The following is a 24,199-nucleotide window of genomic DNA, read 5'->3' as shown; positions in this document are numbered from 1 at the left end:
GCTGGAAAGCGGAATCAAAAACTTCAAAAAATAATCAAATCCCGGTTCGCCGGGATTTTTTATTGGGGTAACTTTTCTATATTTGCAACATTATAAGCCATTTAAAAAGTATACGCCATGTTAATCAAAGTCTTCGGAAGCACCGTTTTTGGTGTCGACGCCACAACTATTACCATTGATATTGTAATTATTTATTGTAGTATCTAAAATAATTTATAAGGACTTTATTTTCAACAACATGGAAACAATATTTTTATATTCTCTTTAAGTTAGTTATTTTTAAGTTCTCTAAAATATTAATTTATTCCTATTTTGTTCAACTGTTGCATGTTTTCTATTATTCAAGAATGACTCAATAAAATCACCTATAATTTTATCCGTTGGTAATTTGTTAAATTCAATTACATATCTTTTATAGAAATCTAATATTTGTTCTTGATAAATTTTTATTCCTAGTTTTGTAGCTATTTTATTAATTATAAATTTTCTCTCATCATTTGAAAAAATTTTTACTTTATAATTTTTCATATCAATATTTAACGAATTCAGCAAAGAATTGATGTCTTCAAAAATATTATATTCTACGTGCTCGAAATCATGTCCATCAATGAGTGTTATTACAAAATCATTGAAAAAAATAGTTTTGGGATTTGCCCCATAAACAATACCAACAATGTTTTCAGTTTTATAAGTATTATCTATATCACCTTCATTGGGTAAAGTTTCAAGGTAAGAAACTGACAAGTGTATATTTTCTAATCCTTCAAAATCATAATTAAAAATTTTATCTCTTAAAATATTTTGCAATTCCTTTTGAATTTGAAATTCATCATCACAAATTGATGTTCTAAAAAAATTAAGTAATACAAATAATCTTAATGCTTTTGAATCCTCAACGCTTAATTCTAAATTTTTAATTCCAGTTAAATCACTATCTCTTAATTTTGGCAAAATATTTTTATTAAATAAATTTTCAATCTTGGTAAATTTTGGTTCGCAATCAATGCAAAATTTATCATTTGAAGAAAATTCAATATTTTGTTTCATTATCACAATTTCTTCCTCAGTTGATTGACGCCCTAATACTTCTTCAACTTTTTCAAATTTTGTGAATCCTCTTTGATACCTAAATTGTGAAGATGGTTTATCTGAATCAAATCCAAAGTAAAAACCCAAATCTCTTTTAGATGAACCTTGAATATTTAAAGCTGGACGAATAATAAAATCTGATAAATAATGTGAATTTGGATGTGCATCAACATTATTTTTCAAACATAGATTACATTTTATTTTCATAATGACAAATTTCCTATAGTAAATATATCATTTTATTTTGCTTTACCTTCTTAAACAATCTTCAACTAACAAGTAGGTTTTTTCTTATATATTTGTATTAATAAACAATAGAGGTAACATGAGCATTTCAGCAAGGCTTTTCGTAGAAGACCAAGAGTATAATATTTTAGAGTTTGATTTAAAGTTCAACCAAGAAGTTGACTTTATGGGAAACCCAAACAGCAATTTCAAAGGTGGATATTGGGATATAAAACTTGAAACTATTAAAAGTCCGTTGTTGCTTCAATGGATGATTGATAGTAGTTCAATGAAGAAAGTCAAAATCGTAATACCTTCAAGAACTGGAACTTCAAAAAGTAGAAATGTTGAATTACTAGATACATATTGTATCAGCAACAGCAAAGCTTTCGATTCTACCAATACAGAACCGTTAACTACAAGTATCACACTTTCACCAGCTTCAATGGTTGAAAACGGTCAAGTAATCTTTTCAAAATCTTGGAGAGTTACTGACCCAACCCCAAAAGAACCAACACCTATAAAAGAAACTGATACCGAAAAGAAATTAATCATCAGTTTTGATGCAAAAAAAACTGATATCAAAGAAGGTAAATTTGGTTTTGATAAAATTCCAGATAATTACAAAAAAACTTGCACTTCAAACACCGCAATATTTGAGAAAGAATACAATCCAATTCAAGTTTATGGCGAACAATACTTTCCTGTTTGGGTTAGTATGAGAAAAGACCAAAAAATCACATTGGAATTAGATATACTTAAGCAAAAAAATCAAGATTTATATCAAACAATTGAATTTGAAAATCATCCTGATTTTACTTTCAGTCCTACCAATTTAAAAGATGCTAAAGAAGTCACAATAACTTGTAATAAAACAAGTTCAAACACATTACAACTAAAATTATTGGGTGATAATGACCCAATCGGAGCAATCAATTTCTTTTATCCAGCACCGAAAGAACAAAAAGTTCGTTGGATTGTAGTCGATTTTAATAAAGGTGATAAAGATGTTGTCTTAAATAGTCATATCAAAAATGCAGCCGAATTAAATGATTATTTCAAAAGAGCATTTAATCCAGCTTTGATTGATATTAAGCTAGTAAATCAAGCACCAAATATTTTAGATATAAATTCAGCTACTACCACTCCAGCTGAAAAGGTAGTAATTGAGCGTATTAAGAAAAATTTGATTGAAGGTTCTAAGGATAGTTTAAAACAACCTGCTTCAAATAGAGCTTCATTTTTAACTTTAATAACAGGCTTATTTCATTCAAGACAAAATACCGCAATTCAAGATGAAATTACCTTATTCTTGACCAACTTAAAATGTCAATGGGAAAATGCTAATTCAAATGATGAAAGTGTATTTTCAAATAATGGTATCACTATTGGAACAACAAGTTTGATGTTCTTAAAAAATGAAAATAAGGAAACTAAAACTGAAATACCGCACGAAATAATGCACGCCTTAAATTTGGAACATACATTTGCTGAAACTGGAAAGATTAAAAAACATACATTTGGAATTAGTAAAACCAAAAATTATATGGATTATAATAATACTAAAGAATCATTATTTTACTATCAATGGGCTTCATTACATTAAAAAATCACCTTATGAAATTTAGTTTTCTAGCAATTATAATTTTATTGGTTTCGTGTACAGCTTCAAAAGAAGCTAGTGCAGATAAATTCTTTAACAAATGGGAACAAGACTCAGAAATTATTTTACGTAATTCAACTCCACATCTATTAGGAATTGCTATAAATAAGATTGCTAGTATTGAACTTTGCGAGAATAACAATAATGAATCTTATGCAAAATTTCCCAAGTTGAAATACACTATAATTCAAGAAAATATTAATATTTCTTTATTTAAAAACTTGAGTCAAACTCTCAATCACTTTGATTTAAATAAACAAAAGCTGCCTTCATATTTACTTGAAAGAGTTATTTATGAAGATTCAATTTCAAAATTTAACTTAAACTGCAATTCAAATAACTTGAAACCTTTGATTTTAACCGATGAATACAAGAAAAAAATCAATGGTAAATTAATATATGGATTGGGTTCATTGGCAAGTGGAAAGAATAAAGAAAATGCACGAGCAATTTTAGAACCACACCACACATCAAACAACTACACTTTAAAATTTAAAGTAACTAGTATTAAGTTTAACCAAAAAATGGATTCTGCATTTGTTGAAACATCAACTATTTATGATAGTTATGGTAAATTATACATTAGAGAAAACGACGATTGGAAATACAAGAAAGAAATCTATCATTTAGTCGAATAAATATAATAGTAATTATCTTATTTTTACTAAAACGATAGAACGTGGATTTAAAAAAACTACTCAATACAACAAACCAAAATTTAAGCCTTATTATCATTGTCCCACCAATATTAGGTGGTTTGTGGCAAATAGCAGAATTATCATCTATATCATTTTCATTTATAAGGTTTTTTTCTGTAAGTCAAATGATTCCAGATGGTCTTTTGATGATATTTATATTGTCAATAATATTTGGTTCACTTTATTTGTTTTATGTCACTGTACTTAAAACAGATACAAATTCTGAAAATACCAATAATAATCTAATTGACAGTAATGGTGAGAGCAAATTATTATTATTGCTCAAAATTAAAGAAAGGAATAATCTAATTGCAACATTCTTTTTAATATTATTCTTTTGTTTCAATTACTTACTTTATAAAATAACAAATTATTTAAGTGATGATATTCGAACTTCTTTAAATATATTTTGGTATGTTCCTTTAAACATTATCATAAGTATATTTATACTCTTTAGTTGGCATTTGGGTCATCATTCATTAAAGATTAAAGATTATGAAAAAAAGAGTTTTCTTAAACTTATTTTAGTATTCATTTTTATTGAATTTTATTGGATTTTCTCATTTGGAAGAACTTTTCACAATGCATTTATGCTTCCAGATGAATTGGAAAATATTGAGAATTTAGAATGCAAAATTCAAAAAATTGAATACAATCCAAATTATAATATTACTTATGTGAATGATAAGTATGTATTTGTAAAATTCAATAAAACTGCTTTTAAAAAGAATCAAAAAATTAATTATTCTATCATAAGAATTTTCAAATTTGATGATTTATTGGATGACTCGAATTGCAATGATTTAGTTAAAAAAAACAAATCCAAGAAAGTACTTTCACCGGTTGTTGATGAAAGAACTTTAAGAATAATTGAAAAAGCAGAAAAAAACAATCAAAACCCTTATGAAAAAGGATTTTAGGTCACAAAAATCATACTTAATAAAACTGACGATACTGTTCAATATCATTACATACATGACCTAATTCAATATCAAGTAATAACTATCAATCTTTTAGTTTAACCCAATTTAAACTACCTTTTTTAAATAAAAATTTTATTCAGTATTATTGAAAATTCTTTTTGAGTTGACACCATTGCTCCAATCACTTCTGTCGAATCTAACTCAATATATTCATTATTTTTCTACCTAAATATTTTATAAAATTTCCAAAAAAATTGAATGTAAAAGTAATGAACTTATGATACATAAATTTAGTGATGTAGATAGGTTTCCGAGAAGATGAAATATGCTGGAAAGCGGAATCAAAAACTTCAAAAAATAATCAAATCCCGGTTCGCCGGGATTTTTTATTGGGGTAACTTTTCTATATTTGCAACATTATAAGCCATTTAAAAAGTATACGCCATGTTAATCAAAGTCTTCGGAAGCACCGTTTTTGGTGTCGACGCCACAACTATTACCATTGAAGTCAATATCGATAAGGGAATTGGATACCATCTGGTAGGCCTTCCTGATAATGCCATCAAAGAAAGCAGTTACCGTATTGCTGCCGCCCTGAAAAACAACGAATACAATTTTCCCGGAAAGAAAATCACCATCAATATGGCACCGGCCGATTTACGCAAAGAAGGATCTGCCTATGATTTAACCATTGCCATCGGTATTCTTGTTGCTTCAGGTCAGATTACTGCTGAAGAAGTGGGTCAATACATTATTATGGGGGAACTGTCGCTTGACGGTAATCTACAGCCTATCAGAGGTGCATTATCCATAGCCATTAAGGCCAAAGAAGAAGGATTTAAAGGATTCTTTTTACCAAAACAAAATGTAAAAGAAGCGGCTATTGTCGCCGGTCTTGATGTTTACGGAGTCGAAAACATCAAAGAAGTCATAGATTTTTTTGAAGGAAATGGAACACTGGAACCTACCGTTATCAATACCCGCGAAGAATTTTACAAAACCCTTGAGTTTCCCGAATTTGATTTTGCCGAAGTCCGTGGTCAGGAATCGATTAAGCGTTGTATGGAAATAGCCGCTGCCGGTGGGCATAATGTAATATTGATTGGTCCTCCGGGAGCCGGAAAAACCATGCTGGCGAAACGTATACCGAGTATTTTACCGCCCATGACTTTATGGGAAGCACTGGAAACCACAAAAATTCACAGTGTTGCAGGAAAAGTAAAGGATTCCGGCTTGATGAACCAAAGGCCCTTCAGGTCACCCCATCACAGTGCCTCTTCGGTTTCACTGGTGGGTGGCGGGAGTTATCCGCAACCGGGAGAAATTTCGCTGGCGCATAACGGCGTGTTGTTTTTAGATGAATTACCCGAATTTAAGCGCGAAGTACTCGAAGTCATGCGGCAACCGCTTGAAGACCGGGAAGTAACCATTTCAAGGGCAAAATTCACCATAACCTACCCATCTTCGTTTATGTTGGTCGCCAGTATGAATCCGAGTCCGGGTGGTTATTTTAATGATCCGAATGCTCCGGTTAGCTCCTCTCCTTCTGAAATGCAACGCTATTTGAGTAAAATATCGGGACCGCTGCTGGACCGGATTGATATCCATATTGAAGTCACTCCCGTTCCTTTCGACCAGTTATCAGAAAAACGGAATGGTGAAAGCAGTGCCGAGATACGGAAAAGGGTAACCAGTGCCAGGGAAATCCAATCGGAGCGGTTTAAATCGTATGAATACATTCATTACAATGCGCAAATGACTACCAGACAAATCAGAACCTATTGCCAACTGGATGAAACTTCGCTGCAATTGTTAAAATCGGCGATGGAACGGTTGAATTTATCAGCGCGTGCTTATGACCGGATTTTGAAAGTCTCCAGAACAATTGCAGATCTGGATAACTCTGAAGCGGTTAATTCAAATCATATTGCAGAAGCGATTCAATACCGGAGTTTAGACCGGGAAGGCTGGTTGGGATGATTATAGTTATGACCCGAGCCGCAGGCGAACGGAGCGAAGCTAGTTATGAGTTAATGAATTATAAGTTATGAGTTATGAATTATGACCCGAGCCGTAGGCGAACGGAGCGAAGCTAATTATGAGTTGATAATTGATAGGTAAATTAATTATAATCTTTTAGGTATTAATTATAGCCTTTTAGATATTAATTATAACCTTTTAGGTATTAATTATAACCTTTTAGGTATTAATTATAACCTTTTAGATATTAATTATAACCTTTTAGATATTAATTATAACCTTTTAGGTATTAATTATAACCTTTTAGATACTAATTATAACCTTTTAGGTATTAATTATAGTCTTTTAGGTATTAATTATAAGCTTTTAGGTATTAATTATAGTCTTTTAGATAATTAATTATAACTTATGGATATGATTATAAGGGATATTTCTAGCCCTGATAGCAGTGGAAAGCAAAACACAAAAAAAACACCTGATTGTTTTACAATAAAAAAGAGCGACCAACGGAAGCTCCTTTTGTATTGATAAAACGGTGTTTTTTGTGCGTTTTCTTGAAACGGATGACAGGAAAAGCTCCTAATTACCCAATTCGGAAGAAATATCATCCTGCGGATATCTACGGTTTTGTACTATTGTGATTGCCTCTTACTTTAGGCTTTCGCGATATTCTTAATCATTCCGTTGAAAATAAAAAAATGAAAGGGCAACATACTGTACCAATATAATCTCCCGAAAATTCCCTTAGGGCGAAAAGTGGCGATTTGATGCAGTATGTTGTATTCATCAATTCTGAATTCCAACCAAGCTTCTCCAGGCAGTTTCATTTCTGCAAAAAGCAATAAACGTTTGTTTTCTTTATCTGCCAGGATCACTCTCCAAAAATCCAATGAGTCGCCATTATCCAAATGATTTGGACTGGTTCTGCCTCTCCGGAGTCCGACCCCGCCAAATATTTTATCCAAAACCCCACGTATCTCCCACATCCAACTGCCATAATACCAGCCTTTGTTACCTCCTATCGACCAAATATTTTCAATTGCCCGGTCTGAATTTTCAACTTTTTGCATCTTTATGTCTTTTAAACAGCCATATTTAGGCACTTGTATATAACTCGTCAGATTATACTTGAACCCACTACTTACCAAACTGTCTTTCCAACTTGAAATCACAAGGTTTTGTTCTATTTTTTTGAAGGCCAATTTTATGGCATCCACATAAGAAACTGGTTTTATACCCAACATATTCTGAAGTTCTTTATCCTTGCAGATAACTTCAACCTTCATGCTGTCTACTAAATTCATGGCCAATTTAAAACTTGTCGATGTCACGAAGTACAGCCAATAAGAAGACAACCTTGGTGTCATTACCGGAACGGAAATCATCAATATTTTAAAACCTCTTGTCTTGGCATATAATTGCATCATTTGCTTGTAAGTGATAACATTCGGACCTCCTATATCAAACGATTTATTATAACAATCTTCTCTGTTTATCACCCCGATTAAATACTGGATTACATCCCGGATGGCAATAGGCTGGGTCTTTGTTAAAACCCATTTTGGTGTAATCATAACGGGTAATTTTTCGCATAAATCCCGTATAATTTCAAAAGATGAACTTCCTGAACCTACAATAATACCAGCTCTTAAAACAGTTAATTTATAATTTCCACCGTACAATATATTCTCAACATTGTTTCTTGATTTCATATGTTTCGACAAATTGGGATCATTTACAATTCCACTCAGGTAAATCACCTGGCTGATTTTCATTTCCCTCATGTACAGATTAAAATTTAGGGCGGCTTTTGCTTCCAAATTGTCAAAATCCTGAATCGAACCTGACATTGAATGAATAAGATAGTAAGCAACATCTATTGCAACCGGACAATTCGTAAAATCAGGTTCATTTAAAAAATCAACTTCCCAAATGGTGATTAATTCCTGAGTTTTTGTGTCTAAACCCAACCGTCTACTGTCCCGGACACAACACACAACTTCGTATCCTTTCGCTAATAATTCGGGGAGTAATCTTCTGCCTACATAACCATTGGCTCCTGTCAGTAAAACTCTCATGACTAACTGTTTTTGAGTGTTCCCATTCCTCCATCAACGTGTAAAATCTGTCCCGTAACCCAACTTGAGTCATCCGAAAGAAGATAAGCTATGGCTTTTGCCACTTCAATTGGTTCGCCAACTTTGTGCATTGGATTTCTGTTTTCCATTAAAACAATTTTATCAGGAGTCGATAAAAACTTTTCGCCCAAAGGAGTATTCACTAAAGAAGGAGCCACACAATTTACGCGTATCGTTGGGGTTAACTCGGCTGCCAATGCTTTTGTCAAGCCTTCGATTGCGCCTTTGGCCATTGCAATTGAAGCATGAAATGGCAGACCGAGATTAGCAGCTACTGAACTTATTAATACTATGGAAGCTGTGGGTGATAATTTCAGGTTAGGTAAATACTTTTGGATAAAATTAACCGCTCCCAAAGCATTTATCTCGTAATCATATTGAAATTCTTCCTCTTTCAAACGATGGAAGGGCTTTAAATTAATTGTTCCAGGAAAATAGACTAATCCATCAATCTTTTCTTCAATATCGGGAAATGAAGTTATAGTATAATCATTCACTTTAAGAACAGAATCATAGCCATGGTATTCGTCTTTGGTACTTATACCGATCACTTTATGCCCTTGCTGCTGAAACAATTCCTTAGTTGATTGTGCTATGGCACTTGAAGCTCCTGCAAACAAATAAACTTTCATTTTGTTTATTTTTTATCACATAAAGTTAAACAAAATAATTCAGCTTCCATAAAAAAAGCCGGTGAATAACCGACTCTTCTTTCCTATACTAACAATTATTTACAATCCTAATTCAGTAAATGTATCGCCCTGACGGATATCGCCTGTACACAAAAAAGTAAGATAACATTAGCTTTTATCATTTTAATAATAGTCATATATTTAAACAAATTTGATAATATGGATAGAGTTAAAAACGTTGTGAAATTTCTACAAGATAATATTAATGTTATAATATTAATACCAACAGTTTTAGGTGGATTTTGGCAATTGATTGAATTATTAAGAATTGACACATCATTTGTTCGATTCTTTTCTATAACTCAAGTAATATCCGATGGTTTAATTATATTGTTTCTTTTAATTTGTTTCTATTTAATCTATTTATATGTCTTTAAAATAGAAGATTTAAATTTAAATGATGATAAAGCAAAAGTAAAACCGCCCTATGAAAATATATTTGTTAAATACATTTTATTAATTCTATTTTTAGCAATGTTAGGTATATGTATTTGGAGTACCAATTTTGATAAAATATCTACATCAAGTTTCTTTTTTTTATTATTTTTTTTTATTGTTTGTACCAAAGTGTACAGGGATATTTTATTGCATCATTTTGGTAATGATAGTTATAAATATATTAATGTAACTGTTTTTATATTGTTTGCGTTATTTATACATTTCAGTGATTTGTTTTTTAAACATTTCCATAAAATGTATTATGTCCCATTCAATCTTAAGAATACAAAATACATTGAATGTTATATTGATAAAAAGAAAAATGAATTTGAATTATTGTATTTCAATGATAAATTTATTTTCGTTCAGATAAAGAAAACACAAGAGATTGAAATTATTAATTTTGAAGAAATGTTTAAAAAAGATAATTGTAATGAAAATGAAAAGGGTAACATTTAGTTACCCTTTTTTGATTGTAGTTTATCTTTTTAATTGAATTAGTGCTTTAGCATCTGATAATGTGTTTTCACTTTCGCTACCCTCCTCTTCTAGTGTTCTTAAGAAGGCTTTAGCGAAGCCATTTGTGGGATACTGCTTAGCCAATAATTCGGCTTTCCTAATATAATCTATTGATTCTTTCATAATATTTAATATTAATTTTCATTGAATATATAAGGCGCACTTGCCCTAATATCTTTATCGAAACTATACATATTATCTTCGTCATCAAAAGCAATATTGTAAACTATAACTTCAAGTTCATCATCATTTTTTTTAGTGAAATTTTCTTCATCAACATAGTGTATTATAGTTAACTCAATACCAAGTTGGAACGCTTCAAATTCATATGGCAATTTTAGGATATATTCATTCATATACATATAATTTTTAGTACTTCATAACAATGGCAGGAATAGCTCCTAATTGCCTAACTCAGAGAAAGTATCGCCCTGACGGATATCGCCGGTTTTGTATCCTCTCATGAACCAGTATTTGCGTTGTTCGGATGTTCCGTGTGTAAACGATTCCGGTACGACGTGACCCTGCATGCGTTTTTGAATGGCGTCGTCACCAACCGCTTGGGCAGCGCTCAATGCTTCGTCAATGTCGTCCGGATCAAGATATTGCTGATTGTATTTCGCCCAAAGTCCGGCATAAAAATCGGCTTGCAGCTCTAATGCCACCGAAAGCTTATTGGCTTCTTCCTGTGACATTCCGGATTGCAGTTTACGAACCTTATTCGAAGTTCCTAAAACCGTTTGTACGTGGTGTCCGACTTCGTGTGCAATCACATACGAAATGGCAAAATCGCCGCCTTTTGCTCCGAAACGGGTTTGCAGTTCATTGAAAAATGCCAGATCCATATATACTTTTTCATCACCCGGGCAATAAAAAGGTCCGGAAGCCGCCGAAGCTGAACCACAAGCCGTTTCTACCGCATCGGTAAATAACACCATCTTCGGTTGGCGGTATTGCATATTGTTTTCGGCAAAAACTTTCTCCCAGGTATCTTCATTATCAGCGAACATGGTGGATACAAATTGGCCCAGAACTTTTTCTTCTTCTGTCAATTCCCGTTGTTCAGTTTGTACCGTTCCCTGTTGCTGGTTCATTTGTTCCAGCATGGGTGTGATCATTTGTGCGTTTTCTCCGCCAAACATTTGCACCAATACGATTATAATCCCCAGAATTCCGCCTCCGGCTACAACTTTACCACCGGCTGACATTCCTCTGCGGTCTTCAACATTATCACTTTGACGTCTTCCTTGCCATTTCATAATTTTATAGTTTATGGTTTATAATTAATATCTTATAGGTTGGAACTTGAACCTTTTAGACTGGAATTTGAGCCTTTTTGGCTGGAATTCGAACCTTAAGGTTGGAATTTGAGCCTTTTTGGCTGGAATTCGAACCTTTTAGGTTGGAATTTGAGCCTTTTAGACTGGAACTTGAACCTTTTAGACTGGAACTTGAGCCTTTTTGGCTGGAATTCGAACCTTTTAGGTTGGAATTTGAGCCTTTTAGACTGGAATTAATAGCTTCTAGTTTATAGTTAGTTTAGTATACAAAAAAAATAAATATTTTCTTACTGTAGCCATTTGAGCAGGATATTTTCAAAAATATCTTTGTCGATGGGTTTCGAAATATAATCATTCATTCCCGACTCCAGGCATTTCTCTTTTTCCCCTTTTATGGTTCCGGCCGTTAAGGCTATTATGGGAACTTTATCGTTGAACTTCCTGATTTCAACAGCTGCTTCATAGCCGTTCATCAATGGCATTTGGATATCCAACAGAATTATGTCAGGATTTAAATCGTGGCATTTATCCACACCGATTTTTCCGTTCTGTGCCTCTATAATATTGGCTCTAGGCATTAATTTTTTTATCAGGGTACGAGCCAGTAGCATGTTTATTTTATTGTCTTCCACTACAAGAATCTTTTTCTCAAGTTCGAAAACATTCCTTACATACTGGTGGCTGAGATCTTCATAACGGACCAATAAATTATTCACATCAATCGAATTAATGCCTTCATCGTCTGAGTAATAATCCAGATTCAAATCAAAATAAAATGTACTCCCTTTGCGGAAATCACTGTATAGTTCCAGGCTGCTGCCCATCAAATTCAATATTTTATTCGAAATGGCCAATCCTAATCCGGTTCCTCCGTATTTACGCGTGGTTGAATTGTCTTCCTGTGAGAAAGGTTCGAAAATCTTATCCTGATTGATTTTTTTGATTCCGATACCGCTATCGATTACTGAAATCCTGATTTTGGATTTTTCTTCATCCTGATCCATCAGGTCCATCCGTAACTCTACCGTTCCTTTACTAGTAAACTTAACGGCATTGGACAATAAATTGAGTAAAATCTGTTTAATCCGGAGTGCGTCGGTGGATACATATTTTGGCACACCAATTCCTATATTGAATTTCAGTTCGATGTTTTTCTGAACCGAATCAAATTTGATAATATCCAGTACCTGATTCGCAGTTTCGACGAGATTCACCCGGTGGTAATCCAAATCCAGTTTTCCGGTTTCGATTTTGGAAAAATCAAGGATATCGTTTACCACATCGAGTAATATGCCTGCCGATTTATTAACCGTCGCCAGGTATTCATGCTGGGTTTTATCGAGCTGGGTTTCGCTTAAAATATCAGTAAAACCAATGATTGCATTCAATGGTGTCCGGATTTCGTGACTCATATTGGCCAGAAACTCTGATTTTGCTTTGTTCGAGGCTTCAGCATATTCACGTGCTTTGATTTCGGTTTCAATTGCTTTCTTCTCGGTAATATCAATCAGAATCCCTTCGATATAGGCTACTTTTCCTTCTTTCAGAATGGTATCGCCAAATTCTTCAATCCAGATGTACTCGCCTGATTTCTTTTTCAACCGGTACATCACATGAAACGGCTCACCTCTTGCAATACACTCATCTGTATACCTTTTTAGTGTTTCCTGATCATCCGGATGGACTAAATCAAACAATGATACTTCTCCTTTGATGAATTCGGTTTTATCATAACCGGTCAGTTTTTCTATTTCGTCATTCAGATAAACTTTAGTCCAGTTTTCATCATACTCTGAAAGGTAAACGGTTCCGGGAATGTTATCAGCCAGAAGCTTGAATTTTTCTTCACTTTCCTGAATTAATTTTTCAGAATGAATCCGTTCAATGGTTGCGGCAATATTATTCGATAAAATTTGTAAAACCCCAATTTCATCTTCGGTCCACTTTCTCCCTTTTGTACAATCGTCAAAACCTATAAATCCATAGAACTGGTTTTTTACCATAATCGGTAAAATCAAAATGGCCAGGATATTTTGCCTTTCCAATATATCACGCAGGTGATCGTCCTGCACTCTACTGACTACTTCGTTGAAAATTTTATCACGGAGTAAAGGTTGCAGCATCGAATTTATTTCTTCATGCGGAATATCCTGCAATTCTTCATTTTCGATCTGTGGTTCAACACCTTGTCTGACCCATTCTTTTTTCTGGCTTAATGTGAGTTTGTGCTGGTTGTTTTCAAAATAATAAATCCGGTCTACATTAGCAGCTTCACCCAACTTAGAAAGTGTATTACTGAAAATTTCATCAAAAGCTTCTTCAACACTGGTTTTTTTGAGTAAAATTTCGGTTGAAGCTGCAATAGCAGAAAGAATTTTCGTCTTTTCTTCCAGTTTTGATTCAGTTTCGATACGTTTATTAAATTCAATCGCCAACGAAACCACTTCGGCTACCGAACGGGCAAAATTGATATCATCATTGTCCCAATTCCTGATTTCTTTGATTGTTTCAAAGCACAAAATCGAATGCAACTGTCCGTTAACCATTACCGGAATATCCAGCATCGATTTAATTCTGTTTTTGGGAAAATAGGTGGTTATAAACTCTTTGGTAGCTTCATTATTGTAAACATCTGAAGCGATTACAATATTATCCCTGACGAAATATTCGAAATAAATTGGGTTTTCCGATTTGTAACTTACCATCGTATCCCCGAAACTGTCAGTTTCCAGATTATAAATGTTGCTGCATTGCAAAATTTCTTCTGTGTAATTCCAGAATCCGATACGGTCTATTTTTGAACCTTGTGAAGCCGATCGCAGTATGTTCTTTACAATTGCATCAAACGAATCATTAGCAGTATATTGCTTTGTAACCAAATCATTAATAGTCCTGCTGTAAATTTCTGTTTTTTCCTGTCTCTCTAATTGCTCTATCTGGATTTTTTTGAGCAGGGTAACGTCACGTGCAATGGCTCCGAAACCGGTAACTTTTCCTTCGCTGTTACGGGTCAGGGAAACTTTCTGTGAAATCCAGAGTTCGGTACCGTCTTTCTTTTTTGTAGGAAACTCAATAGTTGGGATATCTTCATTTCTGGCGTAGTATTTTTTGTAAAATTCCAGAACCTCCTCTACATAATCTTCCCGTATGAAATCGGTAAAATGCTTTCCAATAATATCATTTTCAGAGTAATTCATTAATTTTCTCGAAAAAGGATTCAGATAAATAAAATATCCGGCTTTATCAATTTCATAAATGATATCCGAAGCACTCTCAATTAACGTTTTGTAATGATTTTGGGCTTCCTGTTGTTCAGTAACGTCATGTCCGATACCCAGATAAGTATCTTCCGAATAAACCGAATCCTTCCATTGAATGTATTTATAACTCCCGTCCTTGCATTTCAGTTTTCTGACATAAAGTTCTTTGCTTATTTCATAATCAACAACGGTAAATTCCTGATCTTGCGTCAATGTCCAAAAATTCAACCCTTTGACTTCATCAGGCTCATAACCCAATATTGAGGTAACTGTCTGACTGCAATACACTACTTCCCCTGATTTATTAACAGCAATAACAAGGGAAGTTCCTTTGTTTACAATGTTATCGGCAAATAAAAAATTATCCTTAACCTTTAAATTGACTATATACCGCACATGGTTAATAATTGACACAAGGAATATACTGTATAAAGTGGTCACCATATAGACTTTCGGAATCCAATTATTGTAATGAAAAACAAGAAGTATGGCAAAGTTGGTAACAGCAAAAATCCAGTAAAGCAGATTAGATCTGAATATATTATAGGAAACCACAAAAAGGATTACAAAATCAAAATAACTGGCTACATGTCCGGGTACTTTTAACATCCAATACAGTGTCAGGAAATAATAACCAAAAAAGGCAATCGTAAACAGTAATCTGGTATTTCTGAAAATGACTGAAAATCTTTGGCTCAAAAAATAGATAATCACCAAAACACCACCGATAATCAGGTTCACTTCGAAAGAATCCCTCCTGCGTACCGTAAAATACTCGACCAGAAATTCGATGGTTGGTATGGAAATTCCTAAAAAAAGAAAAAACAAACTGTATTGTTCATTGGAATTCTCGATTTCGAAATAATTCTTAATCAAATCCCGGTTTACAGCCGAATAGCCTCTGAAACCCAAGAAAATAACCAATGCAAGAAGTACAACAAAAAAAGTTACAAACCACCATGTATGATAAATATCATCAGTAAAACCAATAGAAAAATCATCAAAAGCAACCATGCTAAAGGAATTGAGCATCAGTACAAATTTTACCATCGACACTAAAATCATTAAATTGCTGAGTTTGTAAAGTTTACGAAGCAATCTAATTTAGTAAAAAAATGTTAAACTGGCTGCTTTAGGATTTTTTATTTTTCTCCTCAATCCATTTTGACATGAACTTTGTACTTTGGAATTGGTGCTGGTTTAGTAAATTTCCTATAAAGTTAAATTGGCGGTGAATAATCAAATCCTTTTCTAGTTTTAGGATCCTTTGTTCAAACTCTTCAGTAAAACGGTTTACATGATATTTAGCTACTATTTCAAATCCGATGTGCTGTTTTTGGTTCCAAAAAGCCTCATCTTCATACAAATTAACTGCCAGTGAACTGAATGCAGTAAAATCATCAGTTACATTCCCATTCCAGTGATCATCTTCTGAAATTCCTTCTGATCCAATAGTTGTTGTAACCGAGCATGTTCCGGTTTGCATGGCTTCCAGAAGTTTCCCTTTTTGTCCGGCCCCAAAACGCAACGGAGCCAGCATGACTCTTGAATTCCCGATTACTTCCTGAGCATTTTCCGCCCGTCCGTGAATCAGAAATCCTTCTTTTTCATTATGAAGCTGTAAAACTTTCTGACTTGGATAAGCACCATAAATATTCAATTTCGCATGTGGCAATTGCTTTTTAATTTGGGGCCAGATTACTTTTTTTAGTTGCATTACTGCGTCCCAATTGGGTTCATGTATGAAATTACCAATGAAAATAAAATCTTTTTTATCCTCAAACGAGAGCAAATTATCTTGTGGAATTGGCTCATAAAACATCGGCAGGTAATGCAGCAATGCCTCATCAATTTTGAATAATTGTTGCAGTAGATTCATTTCAAACTCCGAAATCATCAGGGTCAGGTCACAACGGTAAATAGAAGCAATTTCACGTTTGGCGATTTCGGAAAGCAATAAATCTTCCAATTGAAAATTGTTGCTTTTTTTGACTGAATTCTGACGTTCCAAACGAAGACAATGTAAGTCTTCAGTATCTAAAACCCGGACAGCATCCGGGCAATTTTCTGTCACACGCCAACCAAATTGTTCTTCTGAAATATAACGGTCAAAAAGGACTATGTCAGGATTTAATTCTTTTACAAATACATCAAAATCAGATGAATTTAAGGCAATTGATTTTTTATGAATTTCTTTCGAAGCTAAATCGAATGAGAATTCACTTTCCTGTGCAGCTGAAGCAAAGGTTATTTCAAAGTGCTGCGCCAGAAATAAATCGATTAATTGCAAAATCCGCGTCCCGGCTGCAGAAGAAGTCGGTTCCGGCCAAACCAAACCAATCACTAAAAGTTGCTTCTTTTTCAAATTGAATATTTTCTACAAAATACCCACTTTTATCTGTAAAAATCAATGGCAAAAAACGTAATTTTGCAATCTTATTTTTTCAAAATGCTTGGATTAAAATTAAAAACCGACCCAAGATGGGCTAATATCGTAGAGGAAAACATTGCTGAAATATTATCGGACCATGCCTGGTGCGAACAAAAAGCAGCGACGAATGCCATCACCATGATTATCAACAATTCCGAAAAGGAAGATTTGGTAACGGAACTGCTTATTATTTCCCGTGAAGAATTGGAACATTTCCAAATGGTTCATGATATTATCAAAAAACGCGGTCTTGAATTTACCCGTGAAAGAAAAGATGATTACGTAGGACAATTGGCCAAGTTCATGAAAAAAGACGGAACCCGTGAGCAATCACTGATTGAGCGCTTATTATTTTCAGCCATGATTGAAGCGAGAAGCTGCGAACGTTTTAAAGTGCTTTCCGAAAATATAAAAGATGAAGAATTAGCTACATTTTACCGTGACTTAATGATCAGTGAAGCCGGACATTATACAACTTTCCTGAATTTTGCCCGTAAATACGGCAATGTGGATGAAGTTAATAAACGCTGGAAAGAATGGATTGAATTCGAAGGTGAATTGATAACCAATTATGGTATATCAGGTACTATTCACGGGTAAAATACTACCAATCATACTTTTTCGGAAGAAAAAACACCATTTTTAAAAAGAAAATAACGCAATTGTTGCCGCAAAAGTTTATTTTTATTCTTTAAAATAAACTCTTGAGAGTCAAAGCATTCCATATTTTTCTTTTTCTGATTGCAAATCTGACATTTGCACAACAACCTGTTACCATACAATTAACCGAAAAAGACGGCTCACCCGATATTGAATTTTACGATTTACTGGAAGACAAAAAAGGTTTTGTGTGGTTTGCTGCCGATAAAGGTTTATACCGGTATGACGGAAAAAATTTCACGAATTTCACACATCCTAAAAAAAGAGGTTTGTCCGTTTTTGGACTATATCAGGATGATTTTGGTAACGTTTGGTGCAACAATATATCCGGACAGTTCTTTTTTGTCCAAGGCAACAAATTAGTTTTGTTCACCGATTTAAAAGATGAATTAAAAGGTCAATTACCTGAGTTTATTGTCAAAAACAAAGAACTAACCGCTTTTTCAGAAAAAGGTATCTTCAAAATAAACACCGATACCAAAAAAAGAATATTGGTTAAAGACAAAACAACAAATTCTCCTTATTACAGGAGTCCGTTTCTGTATGATGGCAGATTATATTTCTCACTTACAAATCAAATCAAATACATCGAAAACGACAAGATAAATTCTGTTTTCGCCTTTAATGCTGATCAAATTGAGCCTAAAAACAATTCATTTTGTAATCTTGGTAATCATTTATTGTTCACATCTCTATTCAACGGTGTCCAGCATTTTTATCTTAAAGCAAAAACTTCAGGGAATTTCAGGGAAATAAAAGTGCCGGCACAATTATCCGATAAAACCATCATCCGGATTTTAAAAAACGATAACCTGATATGGTTTTGCACGAACCAGGGCGTTATTGTATGTTCCTGGAATAACAACACAATTGAATACCAAAACACCTTCTTACCCAATGAGTATATTACTAAAATCGTAAAAGACAAAAACAATAATTTTTGGTTCAGTTCCCTAAGAAACGGCATCTTTGTAATGCCTAACATTTACATCAAAAAAGTACAACTCCCGGATAATGCAAAACACATAAGCACTATGGCAGTTACGGGCAAATACAATCTGGTATTTGGAACATCAGAAGGAATATTTGGCCTGTTAAATACCGAAACGTATCAAAACACTATTCTTCAATTACCTTCGAGAAGCAAGATCTGGCAAATTCTTTACAATCCAAATTTCAACTCATTATTCATTAGTCAGGAAGCACAGTCACACATATGGAACCTGAATGAAAGTAAAATGTACGGAATTCCGTATTTGACTGCTTCAAAAGCGATGTCAATTGCAAAAAACAACGCCATATTAAATGCAAGTTATGACCGGGCCAGTATCATGGAAAACCCTTTTACAAAATCCGGTTCATCATCCCGAAATATAAATTCCCCTATTACTGATTTTACAAATAGATCAGCAACAATTCCAATCACCGATATCCGAAAAAAAAGAGCTTACACCTGCTTTTACAGTACAAAAACAAACACGAGCTATGTTGGCTTTGTTGATGATTTAATTCAATTTGATGCTAACAACAAACAAACGGTCATACAGTATAAAAAACAACCCATTTTTGCTATTGATATGGCCGAAACCAATGATGGTACCTTATGGGTTTCTACTTTTAAGGATGGAATATTAGGCATTAAAAACAAAACTGTTTTTTACAATCTTACCATACAAAACGGCTTACTTTCCAATGAAACAGGAAAACTGAAGAGTGATGGGAACCAACTTTGGATTTCTTCCCAAAAAGGTTTACAGGTTTTCGATATCAAAAACAGTACTTTTAAGAGTATTACTAAAAATGACGGACTGGAAAGTTACAATATTTCAGATATTGAAATTATCGGAAATCAGGTTTATGTTTCCTCCAATAAAGGAATTTTCATCGTCGATAAAAATAAAAGTTTCAAAACCTTACAAGCTCCGGAAATTTATTTTACCGGCGTAAACATACATGACAAGGATGTTACATTACAGGATGAATACAAATTAAGCCACGATAAAAATGCAGTCAAAATCAGTTTTAACTGCAATGGATTCCAAACCGCAGAAAGTATTACTTATCAATACCGTATGATTGGATTAAATGACACATGGCTCTCTTTGGAAAAAGGTATTGATTTTGTCCGTTACTCGAGTTTGCCTTCCGGGAATTTTACTTTTCAGGTAAAAGCCATAAATTCAAACGGAGTACAGTCAAGTCTAATTTCATTAGAAATCAATATTGAAGCTCCTTTTTGGCAAAAATGGTGGTTTTATCTTGTTGCAGCATTGACGATGTTTACATTAATCTGGCTATACTTCAGAACACGGCTAAAAAGACTCGAAAATGAGAAACAAATCATGCTTGAAAAGGCCGAGATTGACAAAGAACTTGTTTTTTCGCAATTGGAAAACCTTCGTTCACAAATGAATCCGCATTTCATTTTTAATGCTTTAAATTCAATTCAGGAGTATATCATAACCAATGAAAAAGAAACCGCCAGTACTTTTCTGGTCAAATTTTCGCGTTTAATCCGTATATACCTTGAACATAGCAGGGAAAGTGAAGTAATGCTTGATGAAGAGTTGAAAGCATTGTATTTATATCTGGAATTGGAAAAAGACAGATTCGAAGATGTTTTGGAATACTCGGTTGATGTTTCAGAAGAAATCAATCCGGCCATAACAAAAATCCCGTCACTTTTCATTCAGCCTTATGTTGAAAATGCCTTAAAACACGGTTTGTTACACAAAAAAGAAAACAGAAAACTTGATATTATATTTTCCATGAACCAAAAGAAAGACAGTTTAATCTGTTCAATTACTGATAACGGAATTGGAAGAATAGCTTCAGAAGTTTTAAATGGTAAGAGAGGGCATCAACACCAGTCTTTTGCTACATCCGCTAATCAGAAAAGAGTTGAACTAATCAATAAAACACGAACAAAAAAAACATCAGTTGCTGTTGAAGATTTGTATGATGCCAATCAAGTTTCAATTGGTACCAAAGTAATAATCACAATTCCTTTGTAAGGATCTTTCAGAAAGAAAAAGATCAATTTCAGAAAGAAAAGCAAGCCAACATCTATTTTTAAGCACATTTTTGCAGTAAAACAATACAATGAAAGCAATCATTATTGACGATGAAAATAAAGCACGGAGATTAATCATTACCTTAGTTAAAGAACATTGTACTGAAATAACCATTATTTCAGAAGCAGCCGACTTAGAATCCGGTGTTGCCTTAATCAAGGAACATCAACCACAAATTGTTTTTCTTGACATTGAAATGCCGGGACATTCCGGTTTGGAAATTTTAGATTTTTTTGAACCCGGAGAAGTGAATTTCCAAATAATTTTCATCACCGCCTATAATGAATATGCTGTTCAGGCTTTTAAATTATCGGCCGTTGATTATCTGTTAAAACCGATTGACAGTAATGAATTTAAAAATGCTGTAGCCAAAGCCCAAAAAGAAATCGAAAAAACCAGTATCAATACCAAATTGGATGATTTAAAAAAAGTATTCCAACAACTTTCATTGAATAAGATGATTCTTGAAATTCCGAAAGGAATTTTATTTGTTTCCCATGATGATATTATTCTATTTGAAGCAGATGGCATGTACACCAAAGTGTATATGAAAAATAACGATTCACAGCTAATTTGTAAACCGCTCAGACATTTTGTCGACCAGCTCCATGAGAAACCTATATTTTACAAACCTCATCGATCGTTTTTGATCAATTTAAAATATATCAAAGAATTGTCTAAAAAGGATGGTTTACATTTAATCATGGAAAACAACAAAACTGTTCCTATTGCCAAAGAAAAAAAAGAAGAATTTCTTCAATTCATTCAGGATATTTTCTAAATATTTGATTTCCGTTTCAGAAAAAAAACGGCTACTTTCAGAAAGAAATACACTATTAAACATAGCAAACGATTGAAATTTGTTTCAAATATTAAATCAAACGGCTATGAGATTACAACTACTTTTTCTAATTGCATTTTTTTGCTTTAACAGTGCTAAGGCTCAAATCCCGGCAACTTCTTTAATCAAAGATTATAAATTCACCAATGGTATCTTAACCAGTGATGTGAGTCCGGCTTTACAAACCGGAACAACAACTCTTACTCCTACAGGCAATTCCCGGACAATTATAACCGACCGGAATGGGGAAACCAATAAAGCCATCCAACTCAATGGAGATTCATTCAGTGCAGGAGGAACAAACGCAGCAAGTGTTAACAATTTTGCTGTTAGTTTTTGGATCAAAACAACTACAAATGAAAGTCCGAAACGTCTTATCCTTGACCAACACAATACAGCAGCAAATCCTGCAGGATTCAGTGCATCACTAAAAGATGGAAAAATTTATTTCAACGGACAATACAGTTGGAATTTCCAGTCAACAAGTGGTGCAAGCGGCGTACAGGAAGTTGTAAGCCAACCTGTAAATGACGGGCAATGGCATCATGTAGTTTGTCAGCTAAGTTCAACAAGTTCTTTAATGTATGCTGGATCGCTTTCGCAATACACACTTACTTACACCTACTCTATGTATATTGATAATGTATACGTTGGTGCAGACGCTGAAACTAACTACGCATCTGGTTTAACCAGTGAAAATTATACCGTGAGAACTATTACGCCAAACAACCCATTGGTAATTGGTAAAAGTCATGACAGTAATTATTTGGATTACCGGGACGGAATCGATCAGATACGCTATTACGAAAGAACACTTTCTTCACCTGAAATTGATATTTTATTCAATGAAGACAAACCTGCCGTAAAAATATATGTCAATTCAAATGCTACCGGAGCCAATAATGGAACATCCTGGACTGATGCATACACTAATTTGGAAACAGCCATTACAACTTCCACTTCGGTAAATGAAATCTGGGTAGCTGCCGGAATATACAAACCATCAGGAGCAGCACGAAATTCAACTTTTCTGATGAAAAATGCCTTAAAAATGTACGGTGGTTTTGATGGAACCGAAACGCAGTTAAGCCAAAGGAATCCAAAAACAAACCTGACAATCCTTAATGGAGATATAAACGGCAATGATAATTCAACTATTACCGCAACCGAAGCAACCAGACAAGACAATGCCTATCACGTGATCACCGTTAAAGGAAACATCCGTAATGTTGTGGTTGACGGTTTTACAATCACGGGAGGCAATGCTAACGGACCAACATTAACATCCGGTACTGCTTCGGCACAATATTACCATACTCGTGGTGGTGCGGTTTATATCAATACCTACAACTCCAATGACAATGCATCAATTTTGATCAGAAATTGTATTCTGGAAAAAAACTCAGGGTCTGATACCGGAGTTTTGAGTGGATATTTTGCCGGAGGTGTGAACAACCAAATCTTTACTGCGAATCTTGAATCAACTATTATAAGAGAAAACCATTCAGGTTCAAATGCGCAAATTCTTATTTCAGGTGCCAATGGTTTTTCCTGGTACGGAAACAGTGAAATCAAAAACTGTCTTTTCCATAATAATACTTCGGGATCTGGTGCTTCCAGCTTGTATCTGAGTGCCAGTACGGCAAATAGCGGAAATCAAAACGGGATCAATGTTGATGTAATTAACACCACTTTTTCAGGAAATGCAGGAAATGCAGGAAATGTGATCAGAACCGATAATGGATCTAATACCCGATTCAAAAACTGTATCATTTACGGTAATGGATCAAACGTTCCTTTTTTTATAGGTGGAACTTTGGGTGGTCCATCATTGCAAAATACCATATCACAAGGAGGCCAGATCAGCGGAATTAACAGCAATCCGCTTCTGAACAGCAATTATACTTTACAAAGCGGTTCTCCGGCAATTGATACTGGAAATAACGTATTTGTTCCTGCAGGTTTAACATTAGACTTGAACGGGAATACAAGAATTGTTAATTCAACAGTTGATATGGGTGCCTTTGAATTCGATGCATCTTTGGGCACAGATAATCATTCATTCAATGACGAAATAATCATCTACCCTAATCCAACCAACGGAATCATCAACATCAAAACAACAGAACCGATAAAAAAAGTTGACCTTTATTCCACAATCGGACTGAAACTATTCAACGGAAATATATCCGTCATTGATTTTACATCTGTTCCAAATGGCATCTATCTTCTAATCGTGGAAACAAATGAAGGGAAAATCTTTTCAAGGCAAATTATTAAAAACTGAC

Annotated in this window: 17 protein-coding genes; 9 read left to right on the top strand and 8 right to left on the bottom strand. The window is 34.0% G+C overall.

Annotated features, from left to right (window positions below):
- Window positions 1-288 precede the first annotated feature (288 nt).
- On the bottom strand, window positions 289-1,272 hold the full coding sequence (locus NAT51_RS12880; protein ID WP_250598583.1) for a hypothetical protein: 984 nt from the start codon (window positions 1,270-1,272) through the stop codon (window positions 289-291).
- A gap of 142 nt (window positions 1,273-1,414) precedes the next feature.
- Between NAT51_RS12880 and tssD the strand changes: the two genes are divergently transcribed.
- The 4 genes from tssD (at window position 1,415) to NAT51_RS12860 (ending at window position 6,578) form a co-directional block, all read left to right on the top strand.
- Window positions 1,415-2,920, top strand: a complete 1,506-nt coding sequence (gene tssD / locus NAT51_RS12875; RefSeq protein WP_250598581.1) for a type VI secretion system tube protein TssD — start codon at window positions 1,415-1,417, stop codon at window positions 2,918-2,920.
- A gap of 11 nt (window positions 2,921-2,931) precedes the next feature.
- Window positions 2,932-3,615: a hypothetical protein gene (locus NAT51_RS12870; protein ID WP_250598574.1), complete on the top strand. Its 684-nt coding sequence runs from the start codon at window positions 2,932-2,934 to the stop codon at window positions 3,613-3,615.
- A 41-nt stretch (window positions 3,616-3,656) separates the two neighbouring features.
- Window positions 3,657-4,595 carry a hypothetical protein gene (locus tag NAT51_RS12865; RefSeq protein ID WP_250598573.1) on the top strand — a complete coding sequence of 313 codons (939 nt, stop codon included), beginning with the start codon at window positions 3,657-3,659 and terminating at the stop codon, window positions 4,593-4,595.
- Window positions 4,596-5,042: 447 nt separating this feature from the next.
- Window positions 5,043-6,578, top strand: coding sequence for a YifB family Mg chelatase-like AAA ATPase (locus NAT51_RS12860; RefSeq protein ID WP_250598572.1), 1,536 nt, complete (start codon window positions 5,043-5,045; stop codon window positions 6,576-6,578).
- A 653-nt stretch (window positions 6,579-7,231) separates the two neighbouring features.
- On the opposite strand, the gene NAT51_RS12855 is transcribed toward NAT51_RS12860, so the two are convergent.
- Window positions 7,232-8,656, bottom strand: coding sequence for an SDR family oxidoreductase (locus tag NAT51_RS12855; RefSeq protein ID WP_250598571.1), 1,425 nt, complete (start codon window positions 8,654-8,656; stop codon window positions 7,232-7,234).
- A 2-nt stretch (window positions 8,657-8,658) separates the two neighbouring features.
- The gene (locus NAT51_RS12850) at window positions 8,659-9,348 is read right to left on the bottom strand and encodes an SDR family NAD(P)-dependent oxidoreductase (protein ID WP_250598570.1); all 690 of its coding nucleotides are present in this window, start codon (window positions 9,346-9,348) and stop codon (window positions 8,659-8,661) included.
- A gap of 219 nt (window positions 9,349-9,567) precedes the next feature.
- Here NAT51_RS12850 and NAT51_RS12845 point away from each other — a divergent pair, with 219 nt between their 5' ends.
- Window positions 9,568-10,305, top strand: a complete 738-nt coding sequence (locus tag NAT51_RS12845; protein ID WP_250598569.1) for a hypothetical protein — start codon at window positions 9,568-9,570, stop codon at window positions 10,303-10,305.
- A 21-nt stretch (window positions 10,306-10,326) separates the two neighbouring features.
- On the opposite strand, the gene NAT51_RS12840 is transcribed toward NAT51_RS12845, so the two are convergent.
- From NAT51_RS12840 to NAT51_RS12820, 5 genes are all read right to left on the bottom strand, one after another.
- A complete protein-coding gene (locus tag NAT51_RS12840) occupies window positions 10,327-10,488 on the bottom strand; it encodes a hypothetical protein (RefSeq protein WP_250598568.1) in 162 nt (53 codons plus the stop codon).
- Between the two features lie 11 nt (window positions 10,489-10,499).
- A complete protein-coding gene (locus NAT51_RS12835; protein ID WP_250598567.1) occupies window positions 10,500-10,721 on the bottom strand; it encodes a hypothetical protein in 222 nt (73 codons plus the stop codon).
- Between the two features lie 45 nt (window positions 10,722-10,766).
- Complete coding sequence (gene ypfJ / locus NAT51_RS12830) at window positions 10,767-11,624, bottom strand: KPN_02809 family neutral zinc metallopeptidase (protein WP_250598566.1); 858 nt, start codon at window positions 11,622-11,624, stop codon at window positions 10,767-10,769.
- Window positions 11,625-11,932: 308 nt separating this feature from the next.
- A complete protein-coding gene (locus NAT51_RS12825; protein WP_250598565.1) occupies window positions 11,933-15,970 on the bottom strand; it encodes a PAS domain S-box protein in 4,038 nt (1,345 codons plus the stop codon).
- 67 nt (window positions 15,971-16,037) lie between these two features.
- Window positions 16,038-17,270, bottom strand: coding sequence for a glycosyltransferase family 4 protein (locus NAT51_RS12820; RefSeq protein WP_250598564.1), 1,233 nt, complete (start codon window positions 17,268-17,270; stop codon window positions 16,038-16,040).
- Between the two features lie 84 nt (window positions 17,271-17,354).
- On the opposite strand from NAT51_RS12820, the gene miaE reads away from it, so the two are divergent.
- From miaE to NAT51_RS12800, 4 genes are all read left to right on the top strand, one after another.
- Entirely contained in the window at window positions 17,355-17,936 is a 582-nt protein-coding gene (miaE, locus tag NAT51_RS12815) for a tRNA-(ms[2]io[6]A)-hydroxylase (protein WP_250598751.1), read from the top strand.
- A gap of 104 nt (window positions 17,937-18,040) precedes the next feature.
- A complete protein-coding gene (locus NAT51_RS12810; RefSeq protein ID WP_250598563.1) occupies window positions 18,041-21,010 on the top strand; it encodes a sensor histidine kinase in 2,970 nt (989 codons plus the stop codon).
- Between the two features lie 88 nt (window positions 21,011-21,098).
- Entirely contained in the window at window positions 21,099-21,851 is a 753-nt protein-coding gene (locus NAT51_RS12805; RefSeq protein ID WP_250598561.1) for a LytR/AlgR family response regulator transcription factor, read from the top strand.
- A 106-nt stretch (window positions 21,852-21,957) separates the two neighbouring features.
- Window positions 21,958-24,198, top strand: a complete 2,241-nt coding sequence (locus tag NAT51_RS12800; protein WP_250598559.1) for a choice-of-anchor Q domain-containing protein — start codon at window positions 21,958-21,960, stop codon at window positions 24,196-24,198.
- Window position 24,199 lies beyond the last annotated feature (1 nt).

It is taken from the genome of Flavobacterium amniphilum (genome assembly GCF_023634845.1).
Classification (GTDB): Bacteria; Bacteroidota; Bacteroidia; order Flavobacteriales; family Flavobacteriaceae; genus Flavobacterium; species Flavobacterium amniphilum.
The sequence above is the reverse complement of the archived record's forward strand: the minus strand, read 5'-3'. Positions and strand labels throughout refer to the sequence as shown.

Bases quoted from the DNA above. Each gene is read 5' to 3' on its own strand.
- tssD (WP_250598581.1), top strand. From the start codon at position 1,415: ATGAGCATTTCAGCAAGGCTTTTCGTAGAAGACCAAGAGTATAATATT.
- NAT51_RS12870 (WP_250598574.1), top strand. From the start codon at position 2,932: ATGAAATTTAGTTTTCTAGCAATTATAATTTTATTGGTTTCGTGTACA.
- NAT51_RS12860 (WP_250598572.1), top strand. From the start codon at position 5,043: ATGTTAATCAAAGTCTTCGGAAGCACCGTTTTTGGTGTCGACGCCACA.
- NAT51_RS12855 (WP_250598571.1), bottom strand. From the start codon at position 8,656: ATGAGAGTTTTACTGACAGGAGCCAATGGTTATGTAGGCAGAAGATTA.
- NAT51_RS12850 (WP_250598570.1), bottom strand. From the start codon at position 9,348: ATGAAAGTTTATTTGTTTGCAGGAGCTTCAAGTGCCATAGCACAATCA.
- NAT51_RS12845 (WP_250598569.1), top strand. From the start codon at position 9,568: ATGGATAGAGTTAAAAACGTTGTGAAATTTCTACAAGATAATATTAAT.
- NAT51_RS12840 (WP_250598568.1), bottom strand. From the start codon at position 10,488: ATGAAAGAATCAATAGATTATATTAGGAAAGCCGAATTATTGGCTAAG.
- NAT51_RS12835 (WP_250598567.1), bottom strand. From the start codon at position 10,721: ATGAATGAATATATCCTAAAATTGCCATATGAATTTGAAGCGTTCCAA.
- ypfJ (WP_250598566.1), bottom strand. From the start codon at position 11,624: ATGAAATGGCAAGGAAGACGTCAAAGTGATAATGTTGAAGACCGCAGA.
- NAT51_RS12825 (WP_250598565.1), bottom strand. From the start codon at position 15,970: ATGATTTTAGTGTCGATGGTAAAATTTGTACTGATGCTCAATTCCTTT.
- miaE (WP_250598751.1), top strand. From the start codon at position 17,355: ATGCTTGGATTAAAATTAAAAACCGACCCAAGATGGGCTAATATCGTA.
- NAT51_RS12805 (WP_250598561.1), top strand. From the start codon at position 21,099: ATGAAAGCAATCATTATTGACGATGAAAATAAAGCACGGAGATTAATC.
- NAT51_RS12800 (WP_250598559.1), top strand. From the start codon at position 21,958: ATGAGATTACAACTACTTTTTCTAATTGCATTTTTTTGCTTTAACAGT.